Annotated in this window: 16 protein-coding genes and 1 pseudogene; 11 read left to right on the forward strand and 6 right to left on the reverse strand. The window is 60.6% G+C overall.

From position 1 onward, the window contains the following. The first annotated feature begins 109 nt into the window (after positions 1-109). From KUIN1_RS14780 to KUIN1_RS14815, 8 genes are all read left to right on the forward strand, one after another. Positions 110-1,054 (forward strand): choline ABC transporter substrate-binding protein, encoded by a 945-nt coding sequence (locus tag KUIN1_RS14780; RefSeq protein WP_116886638.1) that lies wholly within the window; start codon positions 110-112, stop codon positions 1,052-1,054. Between the two features lie 73 nt (positions 1,055-1,127). After that, the gene (locus KUIN1_RS14785) at positions 1,128-2,015 is read left to right on the forward strand and encodes a 3-keto-5-aminohexanoate cleavage protein (protein ID WP_103753868.1); all 888 of its coding nucleotides are present in this window, start codon (positions 1,128-1,130) and stop codon (positions 2,013-2,015) included. Positions 2,016-2,058: 43 nt separating this feature from the next. Continuing rightward, positions 2,059-3,024, forward strand: coding sequence for an L-carnitine dehydrogenase (locus tag KUIN1_RS14790; protein ID WP_116886637.1), 966 nt, complete (start codon positions 2,059-2,061; stop codon positions 3,022-3,024). Positions 3,025-3,132: 108 nt separating this feature from the next. Beyond that, complete coding sequence (locus KUIN1_RS14795; RefSeq protein ID WP_024660042.1) at positions 3,133-3,609, forward strand: thioesterase family protein; 477 nt, start codon at positions 3,133-3,135, stop codon at positions 3,607-3,609. Positions 3,610-3,850: 241 nt separating this feature from the next. Continuing rightward, complete coding sequence (locus KUIN1_RS14800) at positions 3,851-4,570, forward strand: GntR family transcriptional regulator (RefSeq protein WP_024660041.1); 720 nt, start codon at positions 3,851-3,853, stop codon at positions 4,568-4,570. Further along, a complete protein-coding gene (locus KUIN1_RS14805; RefSeq protein WP_003400821.1) occupies positions 4,567-5,580 on the forward strand; it encodes an ADP-ribosylglycohydrolase family protein in 1,014 nt (337 codons plus the stop codon). The genes KUIN1_RS14800 and KUIN1_RS14805 overlap by 4 nt, the downstream gene beginning before the upstream one ends. A gap of 160 nt (positions 5,581-5,740) precedes the next feature. After that, a complete protein-coding gene (locus KUIN1_RS14810; RefSeq protein ID WP_096126506.1) occupies positions 5,741-7,210 on the forward strand; it encodes a purine-cytosine permease family protein in 1,470 nt (489 codons plus the stop codon). Continuing rightward, a complete protein-coding gene (locus tag KUIN1_RS14815) occupies positions 7,200-8,126 on the forward strand; it encodes a PfkB family carbohydrate kinase (protein ID WP_103713927.1) in 927 nt (308 codons plus the stop codon). Before KUIN1_RS14810 ends, KUIN1_RS14815 begins: the two co-directional genes overlap by 11 nt. Before the next feature lie 109 nt (positions 8,127-8,235). Here KUIN1_RS14815 and KUIN1_RS14820 read toward each other — a convergent pair whose 3' ends face one another. The 3 genes from KUIN1_RS14820 to KUIN1_RS14830 all read right to left on the reverse strand — a co-directional run bounded on the left by KUIN1_RS14820 (position 8,236) and on the right by KUIN1_RS14830 (position 11,150). Next, the gene (locus tag KUIN1_RS14820) at positions 8,236-9,531 is read right to left on the reverse strand and encodes a type II toxin-antitoxin system HipA family toxin (protein WP_103753874.1); all 1,296 of its coding nucleotides are present in this window, start codon (positions 9,529-9,531) and stop codon (positions 8,236-8,238) included. Next, complete coding sequence (locus KUIN1_RS14825; protein ID WP_024651118.1) at positions 9,524-9,841, reverse strand: helix-turn-helix domain-containing protein; 318 nt, start codon at positions 9,839-9,841, stop codon at positions 9,524-9,526. The genes KUIN1_RS14820 and KUIN1_RS14825 overlap by 8 nt, the downstream gene beginning before the upstream one ends. A gap of 103 nt (positions 9,842-9,944) precedes the next feature. Beyond that, positions 9,945-11,150: an MFS transporter gene (locus tag KUIN1_RS14830; protein ID WP_003400811.1), complete on the reverse strand. Its 1,206-nt coding sequence runs from the start codon at positions 11,148-11,150 to the stop codon at positions 9,945-9,947. A 110-nt stretch (positions 11,151-11,260) separates the two neighbouring features. Here KUIN1_RS14830 and KUIN1_RS14835 point away from each other — a divergent pair, with 110 nt between their 5' ends. The 3 genes and pseudogenes from KUIN1_RS14835 (at position 11,261) to KUIN1_RS14845 (ending at position 14,752) form a co-directional block, all read left to right on the forward strand. Continuing rightward, on the forward strand, positions 11,261-11,887 hold the full coding sequence (locus KUIN1_RS14835) for a TetR/AcrR family transcriptional regulator (protein ID WP_103753875.1): 627 nt from the start codon (positions 11,261-11,263) through the stop codon (positions 11,885-11,887). Between the two features lie 79 nt (positions 11,888-11,966). Continuing rightward, positions 11,967-13,821: pseudogene (locus tag KUIN1_RS14840) on the forward strand (ABC transporter ATP-binding protein). Between the two features lie 58 nt (positions 13,822-13,879). Next, positions 13,880-14,752: a LysR family transcriptional regulator gene (locus KUIN1_RS14845; protein ID WP_152092090.1), complete on the forward strand. Its 873-nt coding sequence runs from the start codon at positions 13,880-13,882 to the stop codon at positions 14,750-14,752. A gap of 54 nt (positions 14,753-14,806) precedes the next feature. Here KUIN1_RS14845 and KUIN1_RS14850 read toward each other — a convergent pair whose 3' ends face one another. The 3 genes from KUIN1_RS14850 to KUIN1_RS14860 form a co-directional block, all read right to left on the reverse strand. Then, complete coding sequence (locus tag KUIN1_RS14850; protein WP_011268094.1) at positions 14,807-15,232, reverse strand: VOC family protein; 426 nt, start codon at positions 15,230-15,232, stop codon at positions 14,807-14,809. A 178-nt stretch (positions 15,233-15,410) separates the two neighbouring features. Beyond that, positions 15,411-16,280 (reverse strand): nickel/cobalt efflux protein RcnA, encoded by an 870-nt coding sequence (locus KUIN1_RS14855; RefSeq protein WP_011268095.1) that lies wholly within the window; start codon positions 16,278-16,280, stop codon positions 15,411-15,413. Between the two features lie 7 nt (positions 16,281-16,287). After that, positions 16,288-16,581 carry a metal-sensing transcriptional repressor gene (locus KUIN1_RS14860; protein WP_011268096.1) on the reverse strand — a complete coding sequence of 98 codons (294 nt, stop codon included), beginning with the start codon at positions 16,579-16,581 and terminating at the stop codon, positions 16,288-16,290. Between the last annotated feature and the right edge of the window lie 31 nt (positions 16,582-16,612).

The raw sequence follows: 16,612 nt of genomic DNA on the forward strand, positions 1-16,612 counted from the left end.
AAAGCGGGTCGCTGCAGTGCGCTTGGCCGCCCTCCAGGCAGGGTAATTTGCTTCCACGGTGCACAAAGACGCCGGCACCCCACAATAACGATCTGCCGAGGGCCCCACCATGAACCGACTGATTGGCTGCAGCGTGCTTGCACTTGGCGCCAGCGCTCTCTTGAGCAGCAATGTAATGGCAGTTGATGCCGCTTCATGCCAGAACGTGCGCATGGGTGTGGTGAACTGGACCGACGTGATCGCAACCAGCGCCATGACCCAAGTGTTGCTCGACGGCCTCGGTTACAAGACCAAACAGACCAGCGCGTCCCAGCAGATCATTTTCGCCGGCATCCGCGACCAGCGCCTGGATCTCTTTCTGGGTTACTGGAACCCGTTGATGACCCAGACCATTATGCCGTTTGTCGAGGCCCGGAAAGTCAAAGTGCTCGACAAACCGAGCCTGGAAGACGCTCGCGCCACCCTCGCCGTGCCGACTTACCTGGCGGACAAGGGCCTAAAGTCCTTTGCCGATATCGCCAGGTTCGAGAAGGAACTGGGCGGCAAAATCTACGGCATCGAGCCTGGTTCAGGCGCCAATACCCAGATCAAGGCGATGATCGCCAAAAACCAGTTCGGTCTGGGCAAATTCCAGCTGGTGGAGTCCAGCGAAGCCGGCATGCTCGCCGCCGTAGACCGCGCCGTCCGCCGCAAGGAAGCCGTGGTGTTTTTCGGCTGGACGCCGCACCCGATGAACGTCAACGTGGCGATGACTTACCTCAATGGCAGCGACGACGCCCTGGGCCCGAACGAGGGCATGGCCACTGTGTGGACGGTCACTTCGCCGACTTATGCCGAACAGTGCCCCAACGTGCACAAATTGCTGACTAACCTGACGTTCACCGCCGCCGACGAGAGCCGGATGATGCAGCCGCTACTGGATCACAAGGATGCTCTCGAGTCCGCCAGACAATGGCTCAAAGACCATCCGCAAGACCAGGCGCGCTGGCTGGAAGGCGTCACCACCTTCGACGGCAAACCGGCTGCGGCAAACCTTCAATCGAGCAGCAAATAACCCGATTTTGAACGGCCGTTTCGCGAGCATCCGTGGTCGCGAACGGCGTCCTCACGCCTGTAAGGAGCCCCCCATGAACCACGACGTCATCATCACCTGCGCACTCACCGGTGCTGGCGACACGACCGCCCGAAGCCCTCACGTACCGGTCACGCCCAAGCAAATCGCGGCCGCCGCGGTTGAGGCGGCCAAGGCCGGTGCCACCGTGGTGCACTGTCATGTGCGCGACCCGCACACCGGAAAATTCAGCCGCGACGTGGCGCTGTACCGCGAAGTGATGGAGCGTATTCGGGACGCCGACATCGACATCATCGTCAACCTCACCGCTGGCATGGGTGGCGATCTGGAGATTGGCGACGGTGAGCACCCGATGGAGTTTGGTCCCAATACCGATCTGGTCGGCCCGCTGACACGTCTGGCCCATGTCGAGGAACTGCTGCCGGAAATCTGCACCCTCGACTGCGGCACCCTGAACTTTGGCGACGGCGACGCTATTTATGTGTCCACCCCATCGCAACTGCGTGCCGGCGCCAAACGTATCCAGGCGCTGGGCGTAAAGGCCGAGCTGGAAATTTTCGACACCGGCCACCTGTGGTTCGCCAAACAGATGATCAAGGAAGGACTGCTCGATAACCCGCTGTTCCAGCTGTGCCTGGGCATCCCATGGGGCGCACCAGCCGACACCACCACCATGAAAGCCATGGTCGATAACCTGCCAGCTGACGCAGTGTGGGCTGGCTTTGGCATCGGCCGCATGCAGATGCCGATGGCCGCGCAAGCGGTGTTGCTGGGCGGCAACGTCCGGGTCGGTCTGGAGGACAACCTGTGGCTGGACAAGGGCGTGCTCGCCACCAACGGCCAACTGGTGGAGCGCGCCAGTGAAATTCTCAGCCGTCTGGGCGCGCGAGTCATGAGCCCGGCAGAAGGCCGCACCAAGATGGGCCTTACCAAGCGCGGCTAATGCCTCCGAGACATAAATCACCGCACTCTTCAGGAACGTCGCCATGAGCTTTATCACTGAAATCAAAACTTTCGCCGCTCTCGGCAGCGGCGTCATCGGCAGTGGCTGGGTATCCCGCGCCCTCGCCCATGGCCTGGATGTGGTTGCCTGGGACCCCGCGCCCGGCGCCGAAGCAGCGCTGCGTAACCGTGTCGCCAAGTGCTGGGGGGCGCTGGAACGACAGGGCCTGGTACCCGGTGCCTCCCAGAACCGCCTGCGTTTTGTGGCCACTGTCGAAGAATGTGTGAGAGACGCCGACTTCATTCAGGAAAGCGCCCCGGAACGCCTGGAACTGAAACTGGATCTGCACAGCAGGATCAGCGCGGCGGTCAGGCCGAATGTGTTAATTGGCTCGAGTACGTCAGGCCTGTTGCCAAGTGACGTCTACGAAAGCTCCGCGCACCCGGAACGCTGCGTGGTCGGTCACCCGTTCAATCCGGTGTACCTACTGCCGTTGGTCGAAGTGGTGGGCGGCAAAAATACTGCTCCGGCGGCCATACAGGCGGCAATCAAGGTCTATGAATCCCTCGGTATGCGCCCGCTGCACGTGCGCAAGGAAGTCCCCGGTTTTATCGCTGACCGCTTGCTCGAAGCGCTATGGCGCGAGGCGCTGCACCTGGTCAATGACGGCGTGGCGACCACCGGCGAAATCGATGATGCGATTCGCTTCGGCGCAGGGCTGCGCTGGTCGTTCATGGGCACCTTTCTCACCTACACACTGGCGGGTGGCGATGCAGGCATGCGCCACTTCATGACGCAGTTCGGCCCGGCATTGCAGTTGCCGTGGAGCTACCTGCCGGCACCGGAACTGACCGAAAAACTGATCGACGATGTGGTCGACGGCACCACTGACCAGCTGGGTAAACACAGTATCTCGGCATTGGAGCGCTACCGTGACGATTGCTTGCTCGCCGTGCTGGGGGCGGTAAAGACTACCAAGGCCAGGCATGGCATGAGCTTCGCGGAATGAACCTACGGTAGCTGGCTTGCCTTTGATGGGTGGCGGTGATTCTTCCATCCTCCTGCAAAGCACGCCAGCGCCCTCATTTTGATCAGTAATGACCCGGAATCCCCCGACATGCCTGCACTGACCACCTACACCACCCGAGTCCAATCCGACTGGGTCGACTACAACGGCCACCTTCGTGACGCGTTCTACCTGCTGATCTTCAGCTACGCCACTGACGGGCTGATGGACGCCATCGGACTGGATAGCGATAACCGCGAAGCCAGCGGCCACTCGCTGTTCACCCTGGAACTGCACCTCAATTACCTGCACGAAGTGAAACTCGGCGCCGCGGTCGAGGTGCATACCCAACTGATCGCCTACGACGCCAAGCGCCTGCATCTCTATCACAGCCTGCATTTGGCAGGTGATGACATGGAGCTGGCCGGCAATGAGCAGATGCTGGTGCACGTAGACCTTGCCGGCCCGCATGCAACGCTGTTTACCGAGGCAACAAAGGAAAGACTTGACGCTATAAGCGCTGGGCAGTCGGAGCTGCCGAGGCCCAAATTCCTTGGCCGGGTGATCGGGTTGCAGGCTGGAAAATAATCGAAAAAGCCCTCCTATTGCCAAAGCCTTGACCCACATCGGACTGCCCTGGCTGGCACTGGAGGGTGGGTGAGCGCAAGGCTCGCTTCAAAAACCTTGCAGGCGTGACCTGCAAGGTGACTTGTCGAACTGCGAGCATGATGTGCGCAGACGATGAGACCAATCCCTTAAGCACGGTACGTCGCATGACAATGTGGCATGCAAAAACAGCTTGCATTCCGATCCAACATGCCACTATAAAATGTACATGACTAGACAGGTTCGATTCGACAAGAAAACCCAGGTGATCAATGAGCTGATCCGCCGTATCGAAAGCGGCCAGATGAGCTCGGGTGCCCTGCTTCCCGGGGAAAATCTCCTGGCCCAGGAATTCAACGTCAGCCGCGGCACGCTGCGCGAGGCGTTGTCCGAGCTCAAGCGGCGTAACTTCATTGCCACGCAGACCGGCGTGGGCTCGATCGTCACCTACGACGGCTTCAGCCTGGACCAGCGTGCCGGCTGGGCCCAGGCCCTGGCCGATACGGGTGCTGGCGTGCGTACGGAAATCCTGCGCCTGGTGGCGGTGCAACGCCCCGACATGGAAGTGTGCCTGGGCACTTCCAGTCTGGTGGCTCTGGACCGCCGACGTATCGCCGCCGACGGCAGTATCGTTTCCCTGGAGCGCGCCTTGATTCCGGCGGTCGATGGCTTGGAAAACCTGCCGCAAAACGGCCTGCTGGAACAGTCACTGACGGTGACCATGGCCGCGCACGGCTTCATTGGCGACAAGGGTGACCAGTGGATCGGCGCAGGCCCCTTGAACCGTGATGACGCCGCGCTGCTGGCACGCGAGCCCGGCACGGTGTTTCTCAAGGCCGTGCGCACGACCTTTGACCGCCGTGAACGTTTTATGGAGCACGTGGAGAGCCTGTTGGACCCCGTGCATTTTCGCCTTCATCTCGCCTTCGGATCGTCCACATGAGCGCAACATTTCTGCAAGACCGAGGCCTGGGCGCCTTTTATGGCCTGGCCCTGGGCGACGCCTTGGGCATGCCGACGCAGTCGCTGCCGCGCGCGTTGATCCTGCAACGCTATGGCCGTATCACTACGCTGATCGGCGCCGATGCCGACCAGCCGATCGCACCCAACATGCCGGCCGGCGCCATCACCGATGACACCGAGCAGGCCATCCTGGTGGCACAGTTGCTGGTGGCTGGCGGCGGCAGCATTGACCCGACAGCATTGGCCCACAGCCTGATCGAGTGGGAAGCCGCGATGAAAGCCAAGGGCTCCTACGACCTGCTGGGGCCTTCGACCAAGCGCGCGATTGAAATGATCCTTGACGGCCACAGCCCTGAAGAGGCTGGCCGCTTCGGCACCACCAATGGCGCGGCAATGCGTATCACCCCGGTAGGCATCGCGGCCGACGTGAGCAACCGCGAGGCCTTCATGGCGCTGGTGGTGCAAGCCTGTCAGGTGACCCATAACACCACGCTGGGCATCTCCAGCGCGGCGGCGGTCGCGGCCGTGGTGTCCGCCGGGATCAATGGCGCGCCCCTGGCCGAAGCGCTGGAGACAGGCGCCGAGGTAGCCCTGAGTGCCGAACGCCATGGCCATTGGGTTGCGGGTGGGCGTATCGCCGCGCGCATTCAATGGGCCAAGGCACTGTGCGCTGACTGCACAGACGAACAGCTGGCCGACCGGGTGCACGATGTGATTGGCACCTCGGTCGCCTCACAGGAATCAGTGGTCGCTGCCTTCACCCTCGCCCACCGCGTGGCAAGCAGCCAGCTCAGTCCGTTCGATGCGGTGTGCATGGCGGCCAGCCTGGGCGGCGACACCGACACGATTGCCGCCATTCTCGGTGCCATGCTGGGCGCCTGCAACGGCATGCACGCCTGGCCGGCGGCGCTGATCGAGCAAATCGATGCGGTCAACGCGCTCGACCTCGCGCCTTTGGTCGAACAACTGCTGGCCCTGCGCGCCGGATGATGGACCGGGCTGTGCTCGTCCACTGTGAACGAGATCACTTTCGCCCTCAGCCTTCCGGGCGGCGATCAGGCTGACCCGATTTCGGAAAGCCAATTTGCACTGGATTGCACCTGCTGACGTACTGCCACAACCACAATAAAAGGCAATAGGAGCAACGCAAATGACTACATCGTCCCCCTCTCAAGGTGCGGGTCAGCTGGAAACCCGCGGTATCGAGCCGGTTCCTGAAAACGAGTGCAACGGCCACCCGCTGCAGTTGTTCTGGGTCTGGTTCGCCGCCAATATCAGCATCCTCGGCTTGCCGCTTGGTGCCACCCTGGTAGCGTTCCAGGGGCTGGCCATCTGGCAGGCAATTATCGTCGCCATCCTCGGTGCCGCCGGCTCGTTCGCCGTGGTGGGCGTGATCTCCATTGCCGGGCGCCGCGGGCGGGCACCGAGCCTGACGCTGTCCCGGGCCATCTTCGGGGTACGAGGCAATATCGGGCCTACGCTGGTTTCGCTGATGTCGCGTCTGGGCTGGGAAACGGTCAACACCACCACCGCCGCGTTCGTCCTGCTGTCACTGTTCGCGATCCTTTTCGGCACCCCCGTGGAGGCGAAAAACTCGCCTGGCCTGACCCTGGTGTTCATTGCCTTGTTCGTGCTGCTGACCCTGACCGTCTCGGGCCTGGGCCATGCCACCTTGCTGGTCATCCAGAAATGGGCGACTTACCTGTTTGGCGCGCTGAACCTGGTGGTCGGTGGCTTTCTACTCACCCACATCGATTGGAGCCTGGTCTTCGACGCGCCAGCAGCGCCACTGAGTGCCATGATTATTGGCGTTGGCACCATGGCCGCAGGCACCGGTATCGGTTGGGCCAATGCGGGCGCCGACATGTCCCGCTATCAGCACGCCAGCGTCAAGGCCACTCGCCTGGTGGCCTCGGCGGCGTTTGGCGCAGGGATCCCCTTGGTCTTGCTGATCACTCTTGGCGGCCTGTTGTCGGTGGGCAACGATCATCTGGCGTCAGCCACCGACCCGATCATCGCCATTCGCGAAATGTTGCCCACCTGGATGGCCGTGCCCTATCTGATCACTGCGTTCGGCGGCCTGCTGTTGTCCAACAACCTGTCGGTCTACTCGGCCGGCCTGACCACCCTGACCCTCGGCCTGAAGGTCAAGCGAGTACACGCAGTCATCGTCGATATCATCGCGATCTTTGCCGGTTCGATCTATTTCATGTTGATCGCCGACAGCTTCTACGGCCCCTTCATTACGTTCATCTCGATGTTGGCAGTGCCCATTACCGCGTGGGTCGGCATCTTTGTCGTCGACCTGCTGCACCGCCACATCTACTCCCCAAAAGACCTGCTGGACCAGACCCCACGCAGCGCTTACTGGTATCGCGGCGGCGTCGAATGGCGCGCGCTGGGCTCGTGGGCATTAGCAATCGTGCTTGGCTTCAGCTTCACCACCGTGGCCACCACCCCGGAGCATGTGCTGTTCAAAGGCTTCCTCGCCGATTCCTGGCTGGGTCATAACGGCCTGGGCTGGATCGTGACCTTCATTGTCGCCGGTGGCCTGTATGCGCTGCTCGGCGGGGCGCGTGATCGCCGTGTCGTTACCGAAGAGGCTGCCCATGCCCGCTAAATTGTTCTACACCGGCCAGGTCGTAGTTGACCTGGTCATGGCCATCGACCGCCTGCCGCCGTCGGGCGGAGATGTGCTGGCCACCAGCGCCACGTTCGAGGCCGGAGGCGGCTTCAATGTCATGGCCGCTGCCTGCCGCAATGGCTTGCGCACCGTTTACCTGGGTCGCCATGGCCAGGGCCGCTTCGGCGACATTGCTCGCCAGGCTATGCGCGACGAAGGCGTGGAAATTTCTACGATGCCCGTTTCCGGTGAGGACACCGGCCTGGCCGTTGCCCTGGTGGAAGCCTCGGCCGAGCGCTCGTTCATCTCCTATGTGGGCGCTGAAGGTGGCTTATCTGCCGAGGATCTGCATGGCGTGCAGGTCAGCGCCGAAGATTACGTATTTGTCAGCGGCTACAGCCTGGCCCACAAAAACAAGGTCACAGCCCTGCTCGCCTGGCTGGGCGGAATGCCCAGCGGCACTGCCGTGGTATTCGACCCAGGCCCACTGGTTGATGCGCTTCATGGCGTCGAGATGCGCGCCGTACTTCCCCTGATCAGCTTATGGTCCAGCAACCGCGAAGAAGCCCTGCGCTTCACGCAAACCCGGACGCCCGACGACGCGATCCACCGCCTGGCGTCCATTCTGCGCGAAGATGCGCTCATAGTGATGCGTGACGGCCCCGCAGGCTGCTGGATCCACCATGCTGGACAGACGCGGCTCATACCCGGCTTTGCCGTCACGGCACTCGACACCAATGGAGCCGGCGACGCTCATGCCGGTGTGCTGCTGGCCGAGTTGGCCAGGGGCAGCGATGTCGACCGCGCAGCGCTGCGCGCCAATGCGGCAGCAGCAATCGCGGTCACCCGCCGGGGGCCGGCAACGGCGCCTGGCCGTGAGGAGGTAGATGCGCTGGTGGGCGCCGATTTTTAGGCTGGCTTGAGCCGCGCTACACCGTGATGAAGGTAATGACAGGGCAACTTTGCGGATGCTCAAAGTCTTGCGCACGGCCCTGAGCGCTCGAAGCATACGGCAGCATCGTTTATGAGAATCGCCCGTGACCGCCGTCGGCCTGACTGTGGTGTAACCGGGCTACGTTCTGATCAATGCGGCTTTGGATCATGCGCAGGGTGTCTCGAGTAATAACCTGCGGGCACAGGTTCTCGGCAATGGCTGTAAACCGGCTCGCTACATCACACATGCCATCAATCACTCCAGTTGCAGCGTCCGGGGACATCTCGGCTTCCTCGGCAAGCCGAAGCATTTGCGCACGGGAAATCTCCAGCGCCTCTCCCATCACGTCCATCTGATGGTATCCGCTTGGCCCCTCGCAGAAGGTTACGTCGTAAGCCGGCGACAGTCGCCACTGACCGTCCTGCGACATGATGTAGGCGAAATTCTTGGGATGATCGTCTCGGTTGTTGAACGCAACGTTAAAAACGGCACGTTCGAACGCGCGTGCCATCTCTCGTACATCGTTGGTACACATCTGTGTTGCCCGCAAAAAGTTGACATAGTCCAACACACCCGGAGACTGGTAATTTGCCCCCGTAAAGGCGGCCAGGCTTTGCATGGGTATACGTAGACCCTCGCGGCGGTCAAATCGCTTACTGGCAAACGCTGCCAGGCCATCAGGCAGATTGAAGTACTGGGTGTCAGGGGTCTCGATACCGCACATGCGCAGGCACTCGGCGTAGACCATTTCGATGGCGCACACTTCTGCATGTTCTTCTTTGGCCGGAAACTTGATCAACCATGCTTCAAAGCCCGGCGTAGCCGCAGTGGTAAACCCGCCAGTTTCAGGATCGCGATAGACGAGAGCCTTGGGCCTTGCACCTTGAGGCGAGCCACCCACTAGCAGCAATGCCTGCAGGAACTCGCCACCGTTTCCATGCAGTACTTGCTTCACGTCGGCGGCGAGCTGTTCCAGCGGGATGTGGACGTCAGATTCCTGCCCTTCGGGCGCCACGGGCTCAAACGACATGGCGCCCATTGCACTGCTACCGATATAGGCCAGCCGCTCCAGAGGGCCGATGCGCGCGGTGGTGAGCCCGCGGCGCCTGAAAAGACGGTCCATCAACAACATGCCCCATCCATCCGGCAACGAGTCGTAAACAGGCCCTGGCAAGTACAGCTGATGGTCCGGGAAGTCTCGACGCAACCTGTCCCCCTCCAGGGGCAGCGTATAGGAGGACAGTTCCAGGCCCCTTTGTCTGGCTTCATTGCTGTATTCGAACACGATCAGCGGGCGACCGGTCAAAGCGGTCGTCGAGACCAGCGTGCCCCACTGCCATCGCTCACCCCAGCCCTCGTAGAAGACGTTAACCTGCTCAAGCATCACCGGACTTCCTCTTTGTACGGAGACGATTGGCGCTGTTTTCGTAGCGTCGAATGTCTTCGATGCTGTCCAGCTTTGGCAGAAACAGGCCTTCGAGTTCCTTGGTTCGGCCAAGAGCCATAGCCACCCGAACGACGTTCTCGAATCCGACATTGCGTCCGGCTTCGAGGTTGGAGACCGTGTTTGTGCCGATGCCGGCACGCCCGGCGAGGTCGGCTTGTGTCATATTCAGCGCCAGTCGCTCTGTGCGCAGGCGCTCGCAAAGGCGCTTGACGATCTCACCGGGCTTGCTGAAGCTTAAATCCAACATAATGTGTATAAAGCTCCATTAAGCTATTTAATTCACAAAATTATAGAATTAACCCCCTGCATCAGCAAGCAGCTTGACGTCCATATTCCGGGTCTTGATCAGATCACCCAGCCAAAACATGTTCCCGGTCCAGCCGGCTGCCGCGTGCAAAACCATGAGCACCTGCGCGCAGTGCGATCAACAGGCTCAGCAATAACAGCATCAACAAGACCCAGGGAAAGGATCCCGCACCCCATTGGCCAAGCAACACGCCCCCCAATAACCCACCGCCTGCGATGGCGCTGTTCCAGACCACGACGTTCATCGAAAGCGCCACGTCTGCGCCCTCGCCTGCCGCATCGGCGAGCGCAGTTTGCAGCAACGTGGCGGCGCCACCGAAGGTCAGCCCCCAGATAAAAGCGCCGATGTAAATGGCCGGTGCAGAGCCGGAAAACACGCCGAAGAACACTGACACGGCTGCGAAGGTTGCCAGACTGGCAAGTACTGTCTTGCGCAGATGGCGATCAACCAGCCGTCCCGTTACCCAGATGCCTGCCAGCGCGGCGACACCGAATGCCAGCAATACCAGGTCCACATCATTCGCCAGCCCCGCCGCGGAAACGAAGGGAGCAACGTAGGTGTAAAGCAGGTTATGCGCCAGCATCCAGGTGAAGACCACGCCCAGCACCGAGCGTACGCCGGGCGTGAAAAAGACCTGACGCAACGCCATGCGCTGTGAGGAAGACTTGCCCGGATAGTCCGGCACCTTGACCAGCACCCAAATGATCAACAGCACGGTCATCCCGGACATCAAGCCAAACGCCATGCGCCAGCCCATGAACCCGCCGAGCCAGGTGCCCAGAGGCACGCCCAGTGACAAGGCAATGGGCGTGCCGACCATCGCCACGGCCAGTGCGCGGCCTTGCAGTTGCGGGACCACCATGCGCCGTGCGTAACCGGCAATGAGGCTCCAGGCCAGACCCGCCGAGACGCCAGCGAAAAACCTTGTGATCAGGGTCAGTCCGTAACTGGATGACAACGCGGTGACGCTGTTGAAAACCAGAAAGCCGATAATCGTCACCAGCAAGACCGTTCTGCGCCGCCAGCTTTGCGTCGCGATCGTCAGTGGAATGGCGGCCAGCAATGAACCCAGCGCATAAACAGTCACCATCTGCCCGGCAAACGATGCGGACACGTCCAGCCCATCGGCGATCTGCGGCAACAAACCCGCAGGCAAGGTCTCGGTGACGATGCAGATGAACCCGGTCATTGCCAGCGCCAGCAACGCCCCCAGAGGGAGTGTTTCGCCCTGCTTCTCATCTGTAGTCATTGAAAAACCCTCACTAATATACTGATCGGTACAAATATAGGCAGATGAAGTCAGGTGGTCAATGACTTATGTATCGATTAGTATTTAATTAATTCCGAAGGAGACTCGATATGGCACAGCTGGGGCGTCCGCGTACATTTAACCGTGATGTAGCGATCACTCAGGCGCTGCATCTGTTTTGGGAGCACGGCTACGACGCAACCTCCCTCAGCCAGCTCAAGGCAACCATCGGTGGCGGCATCACGGCACCGAGCTTCTACGCAGCGTTTGGCTCTAAACAGGCCCTGTTCAATGAAGTGATGGAGCGTTACCTCGACACCTACGGCCGGGTCACCGACAGCCTGTTCGATACGAACCTGCCGCCCAGAGACGCGATTGAACTCACCCTTCGTCGTTCAGCGAAAATGCAGTGCGAGCCCGGGCATCCGACAGGGTGCCTGGTGGCGTTAGGGCTGATGAGCGCCTGCTCGGACGAGAGCAAGGCCATTTCCGAACCTCTTGCGCGGGCGAGGGATCTGAACCGCACAGGTATCGTGGGCTGTATCCAGCGCGCCATTGCGGCAGGCGAGTTGCCCGCAACGGTAATACCGGAAACGCTCGCGGCCGTGTTTGACAGTTTTCTTCTGGGCTTGTCTACACTGGCGCGCGACGGAGTCCCACATGCCACACTGGACGCCGCAGTGACCCAGGTGATGAGGCTGTGGGACAGCCTGGGCACTGGCGCCGACAAAAATTGACCCTGAAGCTCAATCTGGAAGAGGTTCGGGAGGCGTCGAGGACGCCAGACTCTTTGCACTGATTTTTTTGGAGAACACCATGCTTCGCGCGTTTGAAAAATGGCTTGACCCGTTCCCGCCTGACGAGGTGCCGCCGCCACCTGACGGTCTGGCACGGTTTCTGTGGGCCTGCACGCGAGGGGCACGCGGTTACATCCTTGCGTTTGCGCTGCTGTGCGCCGGTGTGTCGATTTACGAAGCCTGGCTGTTTTCCTTCCTCGGGCAGGTCGTGGATCTGCTGTCCACCTGGAAGGCTGGCGGCGACACGGCCGCGCAGGAAAGTAGCGTGCTGTGGGGCATTGGCCTGGTATTGCTGAGCAGCATCGTGCTGGTGGCGTTGCGCACAATGGTGCAGCACCAGGTATTGGCGATCAACCTGCCCCTGCGGCTGCGTTGGGACTTCCATCGATTGATGTTGCGGCAAAGCCTGTCTTTCTTCTCCGATGAGTTCTCCGGCCGCGTCACCACCAAGGTGATGCAGACAGCGCTGTCAGTGCGCGAGGTGCTGTTCACCATCGTCGAAATCGTCCTCGGTATCGGCGTCTACTTCATCGCGATCATCGCCCTGGCCGGCGGCTTCGACCTGAAACTGATGCTGCCTTTCCTTGGCTGGCTGATGCTGTTCGGCCTGGCCATGCTGTACTTCGTGCCACGCTTGGGCAAGGTCGGCCAGGAGCAGGCCAACGCACGCTCTTCGATGACCGGACGTGTCTCGGACGCGTACACCAACATCACCACGGTAAAGCTGTTCTCCCACTCCAAGCGTGAAGCGCATTTCGCGCGCGCAGCGATGGAGGACTTCAAGCTCACGGGCCTGGCCCAGATGCGCCTGGTCAGCCAGTTCGAGATCGTCAATCAGGCACTGGTGGTCGCGCTGATCATGGGTGCCGGCGGTTACGCCCTGTGGCTGTGGCACCAGGGCCAGATCGGCACCGGTGCGGTCGCGGCGATCACCGCCATGGCGTTGCGCATCAATGGCATGTCGCACTGGATCATGTGGCAGATGACCTCGTTGTTCGAGAACATCGGCACCGTCCAGGACGGCATGGAAACCTTGACCCGCGGTCCCAAGGTTGAGGATGCGCCGGATGCGAAGGCTCTGGTCACCCGCGGTGGCGCGGTCACCTTCGATAACGTGAGCTTCAATTACAACGGCGAACGCCAGGTGCTCGATGCCCTGAGCCTGAGCATTCGTCCAGGTGAAAAAAATCGGCCTGGTGGGTCGCTCCGGCGCTGGCAAATCCACCCTCATCAACCTGCTGCTGCGCTTTTATGATGTGGACAAGGGGTCAATCAGCATTGATGGGCAGGACATTGCGCACGTCACTCAAGACAGCTTGCGCAGTGCCATCGGCATGGTCACGCAGGACACCTCGTTGCTGCACCGCTCCATTCGCGACAACATCGCCTACGGACGCCCCGACGCGACTGATGAGCAAATCCGCAGCGCCGCAGCCAGTGCACAAGCCGATGGGTTCATCAGCCAACTGAGTGACAAGCAAGGCCATAGTGGCTACGACACGCTGGTCGGTGAGCGCGGTATCAAGCTGTCGGGCGGCCAGCGCCAACGCGTTGCCATCGCCCGGGTGATGCTCAAGAACGCCCCGATCCTGCTGCTCGACGAAGCCACCAGTGCGCTGGACTCGGAAGTCGAAGTGGCGATCCAGGAAAGCCTCGATGAAATGATGCAGGGCAAGACGGTGATCGCCATCGCTCACCGCCTGTCCACGATTGCCGCCATGGACCGGCTGATTGTCATGGATGACGGCCGCATCATCGAACAAGGTACCCACGCCGAACTGCTGGGCAAAAACGGCACCTATGCGCGGCTGTGGCAGCACCAGAGCGGCGGGTTTCTCGGTGAGGATCAGGGTGTGGCCGAGGACATGGGATAAGCAGCAACAACAAAATAAACAAATGTGCTTTCAGTAAAAATACAATTATTCTTTGCCGATGATCAAAGAACTGAAAACGTTTATTGTCGTGGCGAGAGAAGGCACGTTTGCTGCGGCCGGCAGCAAGATCGGGCTCACCCAGGCCGCTGTCAGTGCGCAGATGCAGCGCCTTGAAGCAGAACTGGGCGTCGAACTGTTCGACCGAAAAGGACGTTCAGCCCAGCTCAACCGCATGGGGCAGCAGGTGTTGCTGCAAGGTCAGGACCTGGTGCGCCAGTTCAGCAGCCTGGGCACTACTACGGTCGGGCTACCCGCCAGCGTACTGGTGACCATCGGCGCAATTGCCTCTGTGCAACGCTCCTTTCTGCCGGAAGCGCTCGCTCGGTTTCATCAGCAATTCTCCGCGTGCAGGACGCGCGTCATACCCGGTCTTTCCATGGATCTGGTCAATCAGGTGGACGCTGGCGAGATCGACATGGCAGCGATCATCCGCCCGCCCTTCTCACTGCAAAGCGACTTGCGCTGGACGACGCTGGTCCGTGAGCCCTATCGCCTTATCGTGCCTGCCGACATGCCGGGGGATGACTGGGCCGAGCTGGTTTCGGCTCATCCATTCATTCGTTACGATCGATCGTCGTTCGGTGGCCGACAGGTTGACCGGTTCCTGCGCCAGACCCATGTCTCGCTGCGCGAAGTCTGCGAGCTCGATGAACTGGATGCGATCATCAAACTGGTCGCCAACGGCGTCGGCGTAGCCTTGGTTCCGGAAACGGCAACCCTGCAGACATGGCACGCCGGTGTGCGCTCTGTCGACTTGAAAGCGCATACGTTCCATCGCGATATCGGGCTGGTACATCGCGCTCGCCGCAGCCTGACCGAACCGGTGAGCGCGCTGGTGCAACTGATTAACGACCACGCTCTGACTCGTTAGCGCTGCGCCTGCTCAAGCAGGCCTGGCGCGACGTGGTGTGCGCCAGGCCTTTTACTATTTTGCGAACAGCTGACTCATGTCCTTGAACGCCTTGAACTCAAGCGCATTACCACAGGGATCGAAAAGGAACATGGTGGCCTGCTCCCCCACCTGCCCCTTGAAGCGAATGTAGGGTTCGATGACGAACTCGGTGCCGAAGGATTTCAGGCGCTCGGCCAAAGCTTCCCACTGGGCCCATTCCAGAATGATGCCGAAGTGCGGAACCGGCACGTCGTGGCCGTCTACCGGGTTGCTGTGCACGCTCTCTTGAGAGGCAGTTTTCGGGTGTTCATGAATCACCAACTGATGCCCGTAGAAATCGAAGTCGACCCACTGGTCGCTGGAGCGCCCTTCGGAAAGACCAAACACTTCACCGTAAAAGGTACGTGTCGCGGCCAGGTCATAAACCGGGATTGCAAGGTGGAAAGGAGAAAGACTCATCAGGACTCCGATTGCAGCTCTTGGTGGCGTGTGAAGCCGGGCGGCGTGATCACTGCCCGGCGACTTGTTCAAGTTCCACTCATGCTAAAGCCGGGCGACACCAATAAAAATCAATATATATTTTCAAGAAACACAAATTATTTTTGTGACAGCCGCCACGCCCAAGCGTCAGGCCAGCTCACGAGTGCAGGCCGATCCAACCGTTGATTCCTACATACATCCCGACACAAATAATCAGGACGCTGGACAGGTAAGGTGCGCGTCGAGCGGCTGCAGTGAGCCAGGGGAAACGATTCGAGGCTCTTCGCGCACCGATGGCGGCGGCCGCACCAACGGTGACCAACGTGATGGCAAGTCCCACGCTGAAACAGATCACCATCATCGCGCCAAGCGTGACCTGCTGCACCTGCAGGCACAGCAGCAGCACGGTGATGGCCGCCGGGCAAGGGATAAGTCCCCCGGTCAAGCCGAACATCAGGATCTGGCCATTGCTGACCTCTCGATGGGTGAAGCGCTTGCGGATGTCGTCGGCATGGGCCTTTTCATGGGCATCCTGGTAGCCCTCGGCGCTCAGGCTCAAGCCGCCCAGATCGCTGTGGTCATGGCTGTGACCGTGCTCATGCTCTTTGAAGTCAATGTCGTGCTCATGGCCATGGCCTGTATGCCCGTGACTGAGCCGGGCACTTTCGAACTTATACAACTGCTCGCCACGCCAGGTGCGCCACAGCATCCACAGCGCGATGGCGATGATCACGGCAGACGACGCGAGCTGAAAATAAGGCTCCGTGGTTTCAGCGTCCAGCCCCTGCCCCAGATACATCCCGCCGATGGCCACCAGCCAGACAACGGCAGTGTGCGAGACGGTAGCGGCGACGCCGAGCATCACGGCCTGTTTCACGGAGCCACGAATGGCCACGATGAACGCCGCCATCATGGTTTTCGAATGCCCGGGCTCCAGCCCGTGCAACGCGCCCAGCAGAATGGCACTGGGGAAATACAGCCAGGCATGCGAACCACCTTGCTGCAACAGCTCGACGAAATTCGGCATGCGAGACCTAAAGGTATTTGGTGATTTGCTTGAAGGCTTCCAGCGGTGCCCGCTCACCCTTGGCGAGTGAACCTAGCGTGTCTTCGAGGCAGTGATCGATATGATCCTGAATCAACGTGCGCTTGGCCTGGCACACCGCTTTCTCGACCGCGTGCAGCTGCTGGGCGATGTCCACACACTCGCGCCCTTCTTCGATCATGGTGATGATGCTGCGCAAATGACCGTCGGCCCGTTTCAGGCGCTTGATGACAGCTTCGTGGGACTGGTGCGTATGGCCGTGGGGATGGTCGTGGTCACTCATGGCTTGAGTTCCAGTCTGGATAATTCAGACC

The sequence above is a fragment of the Pseudomonas sp. KUIN-1 genome (assembly GCF_009176725.1).
GTDB classification, from domain to species: Bacteria; Pseudomonadota; Gammaproteobacteria; order Pseudomonadales; family Pseudomonadaceae; genus Aquipseudomonas; species Aquipseudomonas fragariae.

Excerpts from the sequence above, each read along its gene's own strand:
- KUIN1_RS14780 (WP_116886638.1), top strand. The coding sequence starts at position 110 with ATGAACCGACTGATTGGCTGCAGCGTGCTTGCACTTGGCGCCAGCGCT.
- KUIN1_RS14785 (WP_103753868.1), top strand. The coding sequence starts at position 1,128 with ATGAACCACGACGTCATCATCACCTGCGCACTCACCGGTGCTGGCGAC.
- KUIN1_RS14790 (WP_116886637.1), top strand. The coding sequence starts at position 2,059 with ATGAGCTTTATCACTGAAATCAAAACTTTCGCCGCTCTCGGCAGCGGC.
- KUIN1_RS14795 (WP_024660042.1), top strand. The coding sequence starts at position 3,133 with ATGCCTGCACTGACCACCTACACCACCCGAGTCCAATCCGACTGGGTC.
- KUIN1_RS14800 (WP_024660041.1), top strand. The coding sequence starts at position 3,851 with ATGTACATGACTAGACAGGTTCGATTCGACAAGAAAACCCAGGTGATC.
- KUIN1_RS14805 (WP_003400821.1), top strand. The coding sequence starts at position 4,567 with ATGAGCGCAACATTTCTGCAAGACCGAGGCCTGGGCGCCTTTTATGGC.
- KUIN1_RS14810 (WP_096126506.1), top strand. The coding sequence starts at position 5,741 with ATGACTACATCGTCCCCCTCTCAAGGTGCGGGTCAGCTGGAAACCCGC.
- KUIN1_RS14815 (WP_103713927.1), top strand. The coding sequence starts at position 7,200 with ATGCCCGCTAAATTGTTCTACACCGGCCAGGTCGTAGTTGACCTGGTC.
- KUIN1_RS14820 (WP_103753874.1), bottom strand. The coding sequence starts at position 9,531 with ATGCTTGAGCAGGTTAACGTCTTCTACGAGGGCTGGGGTGAGCGATGG.
- KUIN1_RS14825 (WP_024651118.1), bottom strand. The coding sequence starts at position 9,841 with ATGTTGGATTTAAGCTTCAGCAAGCCCGGTGAGATCGTCAAGCGCCTT.
- KUIN1_RS14830 (WP_003400811.1), bottom strand. The coding sequence starts at position 11,150 with ATGACTACAGATGAGAAGCAGGGCGAAACACTCCCTCTGGGGGCGTTG.
- KUIN1_RS14835 (WP_103753875.1), top strand. The coding sequence starts at position 11,261 with ATGGCACAGCTGGGGCGTCCGCGTACATTTAACCGTGATGTAGCGATC.
- KUIN1_RS14845 (WP_152092090.1), top strand. The coding sequence starts at position 13,880 with ATGATCAAAGAACTGAAAACGTTTATTGTCGTGGCGAGAGAAGGCACG.
- KUIN1_RS14850 (WP_011268094.1), bottom strand. The coding sequence starts at position 15,232 with ATGAGTCTTTCTCCTTTCCACCTTGCAATCCCGGTTTATGACCTGGCC.
- KUIN1_RS14855 (WP_011268095.1), bottom strand. The coding sequence starts at position 16,280 with ATGCCGAATTTCGTCGAGCTGTTGCAGCAAGGTGGTTCGCATGCCTGG.
- KUIN1_RS14860 (WP_011268096.1), bottom strand. The coding sequence starts at position 16,581 with ATGAGTGACCACGACCATCCCCACGGCCATACGCACCAGTCCCACGAA.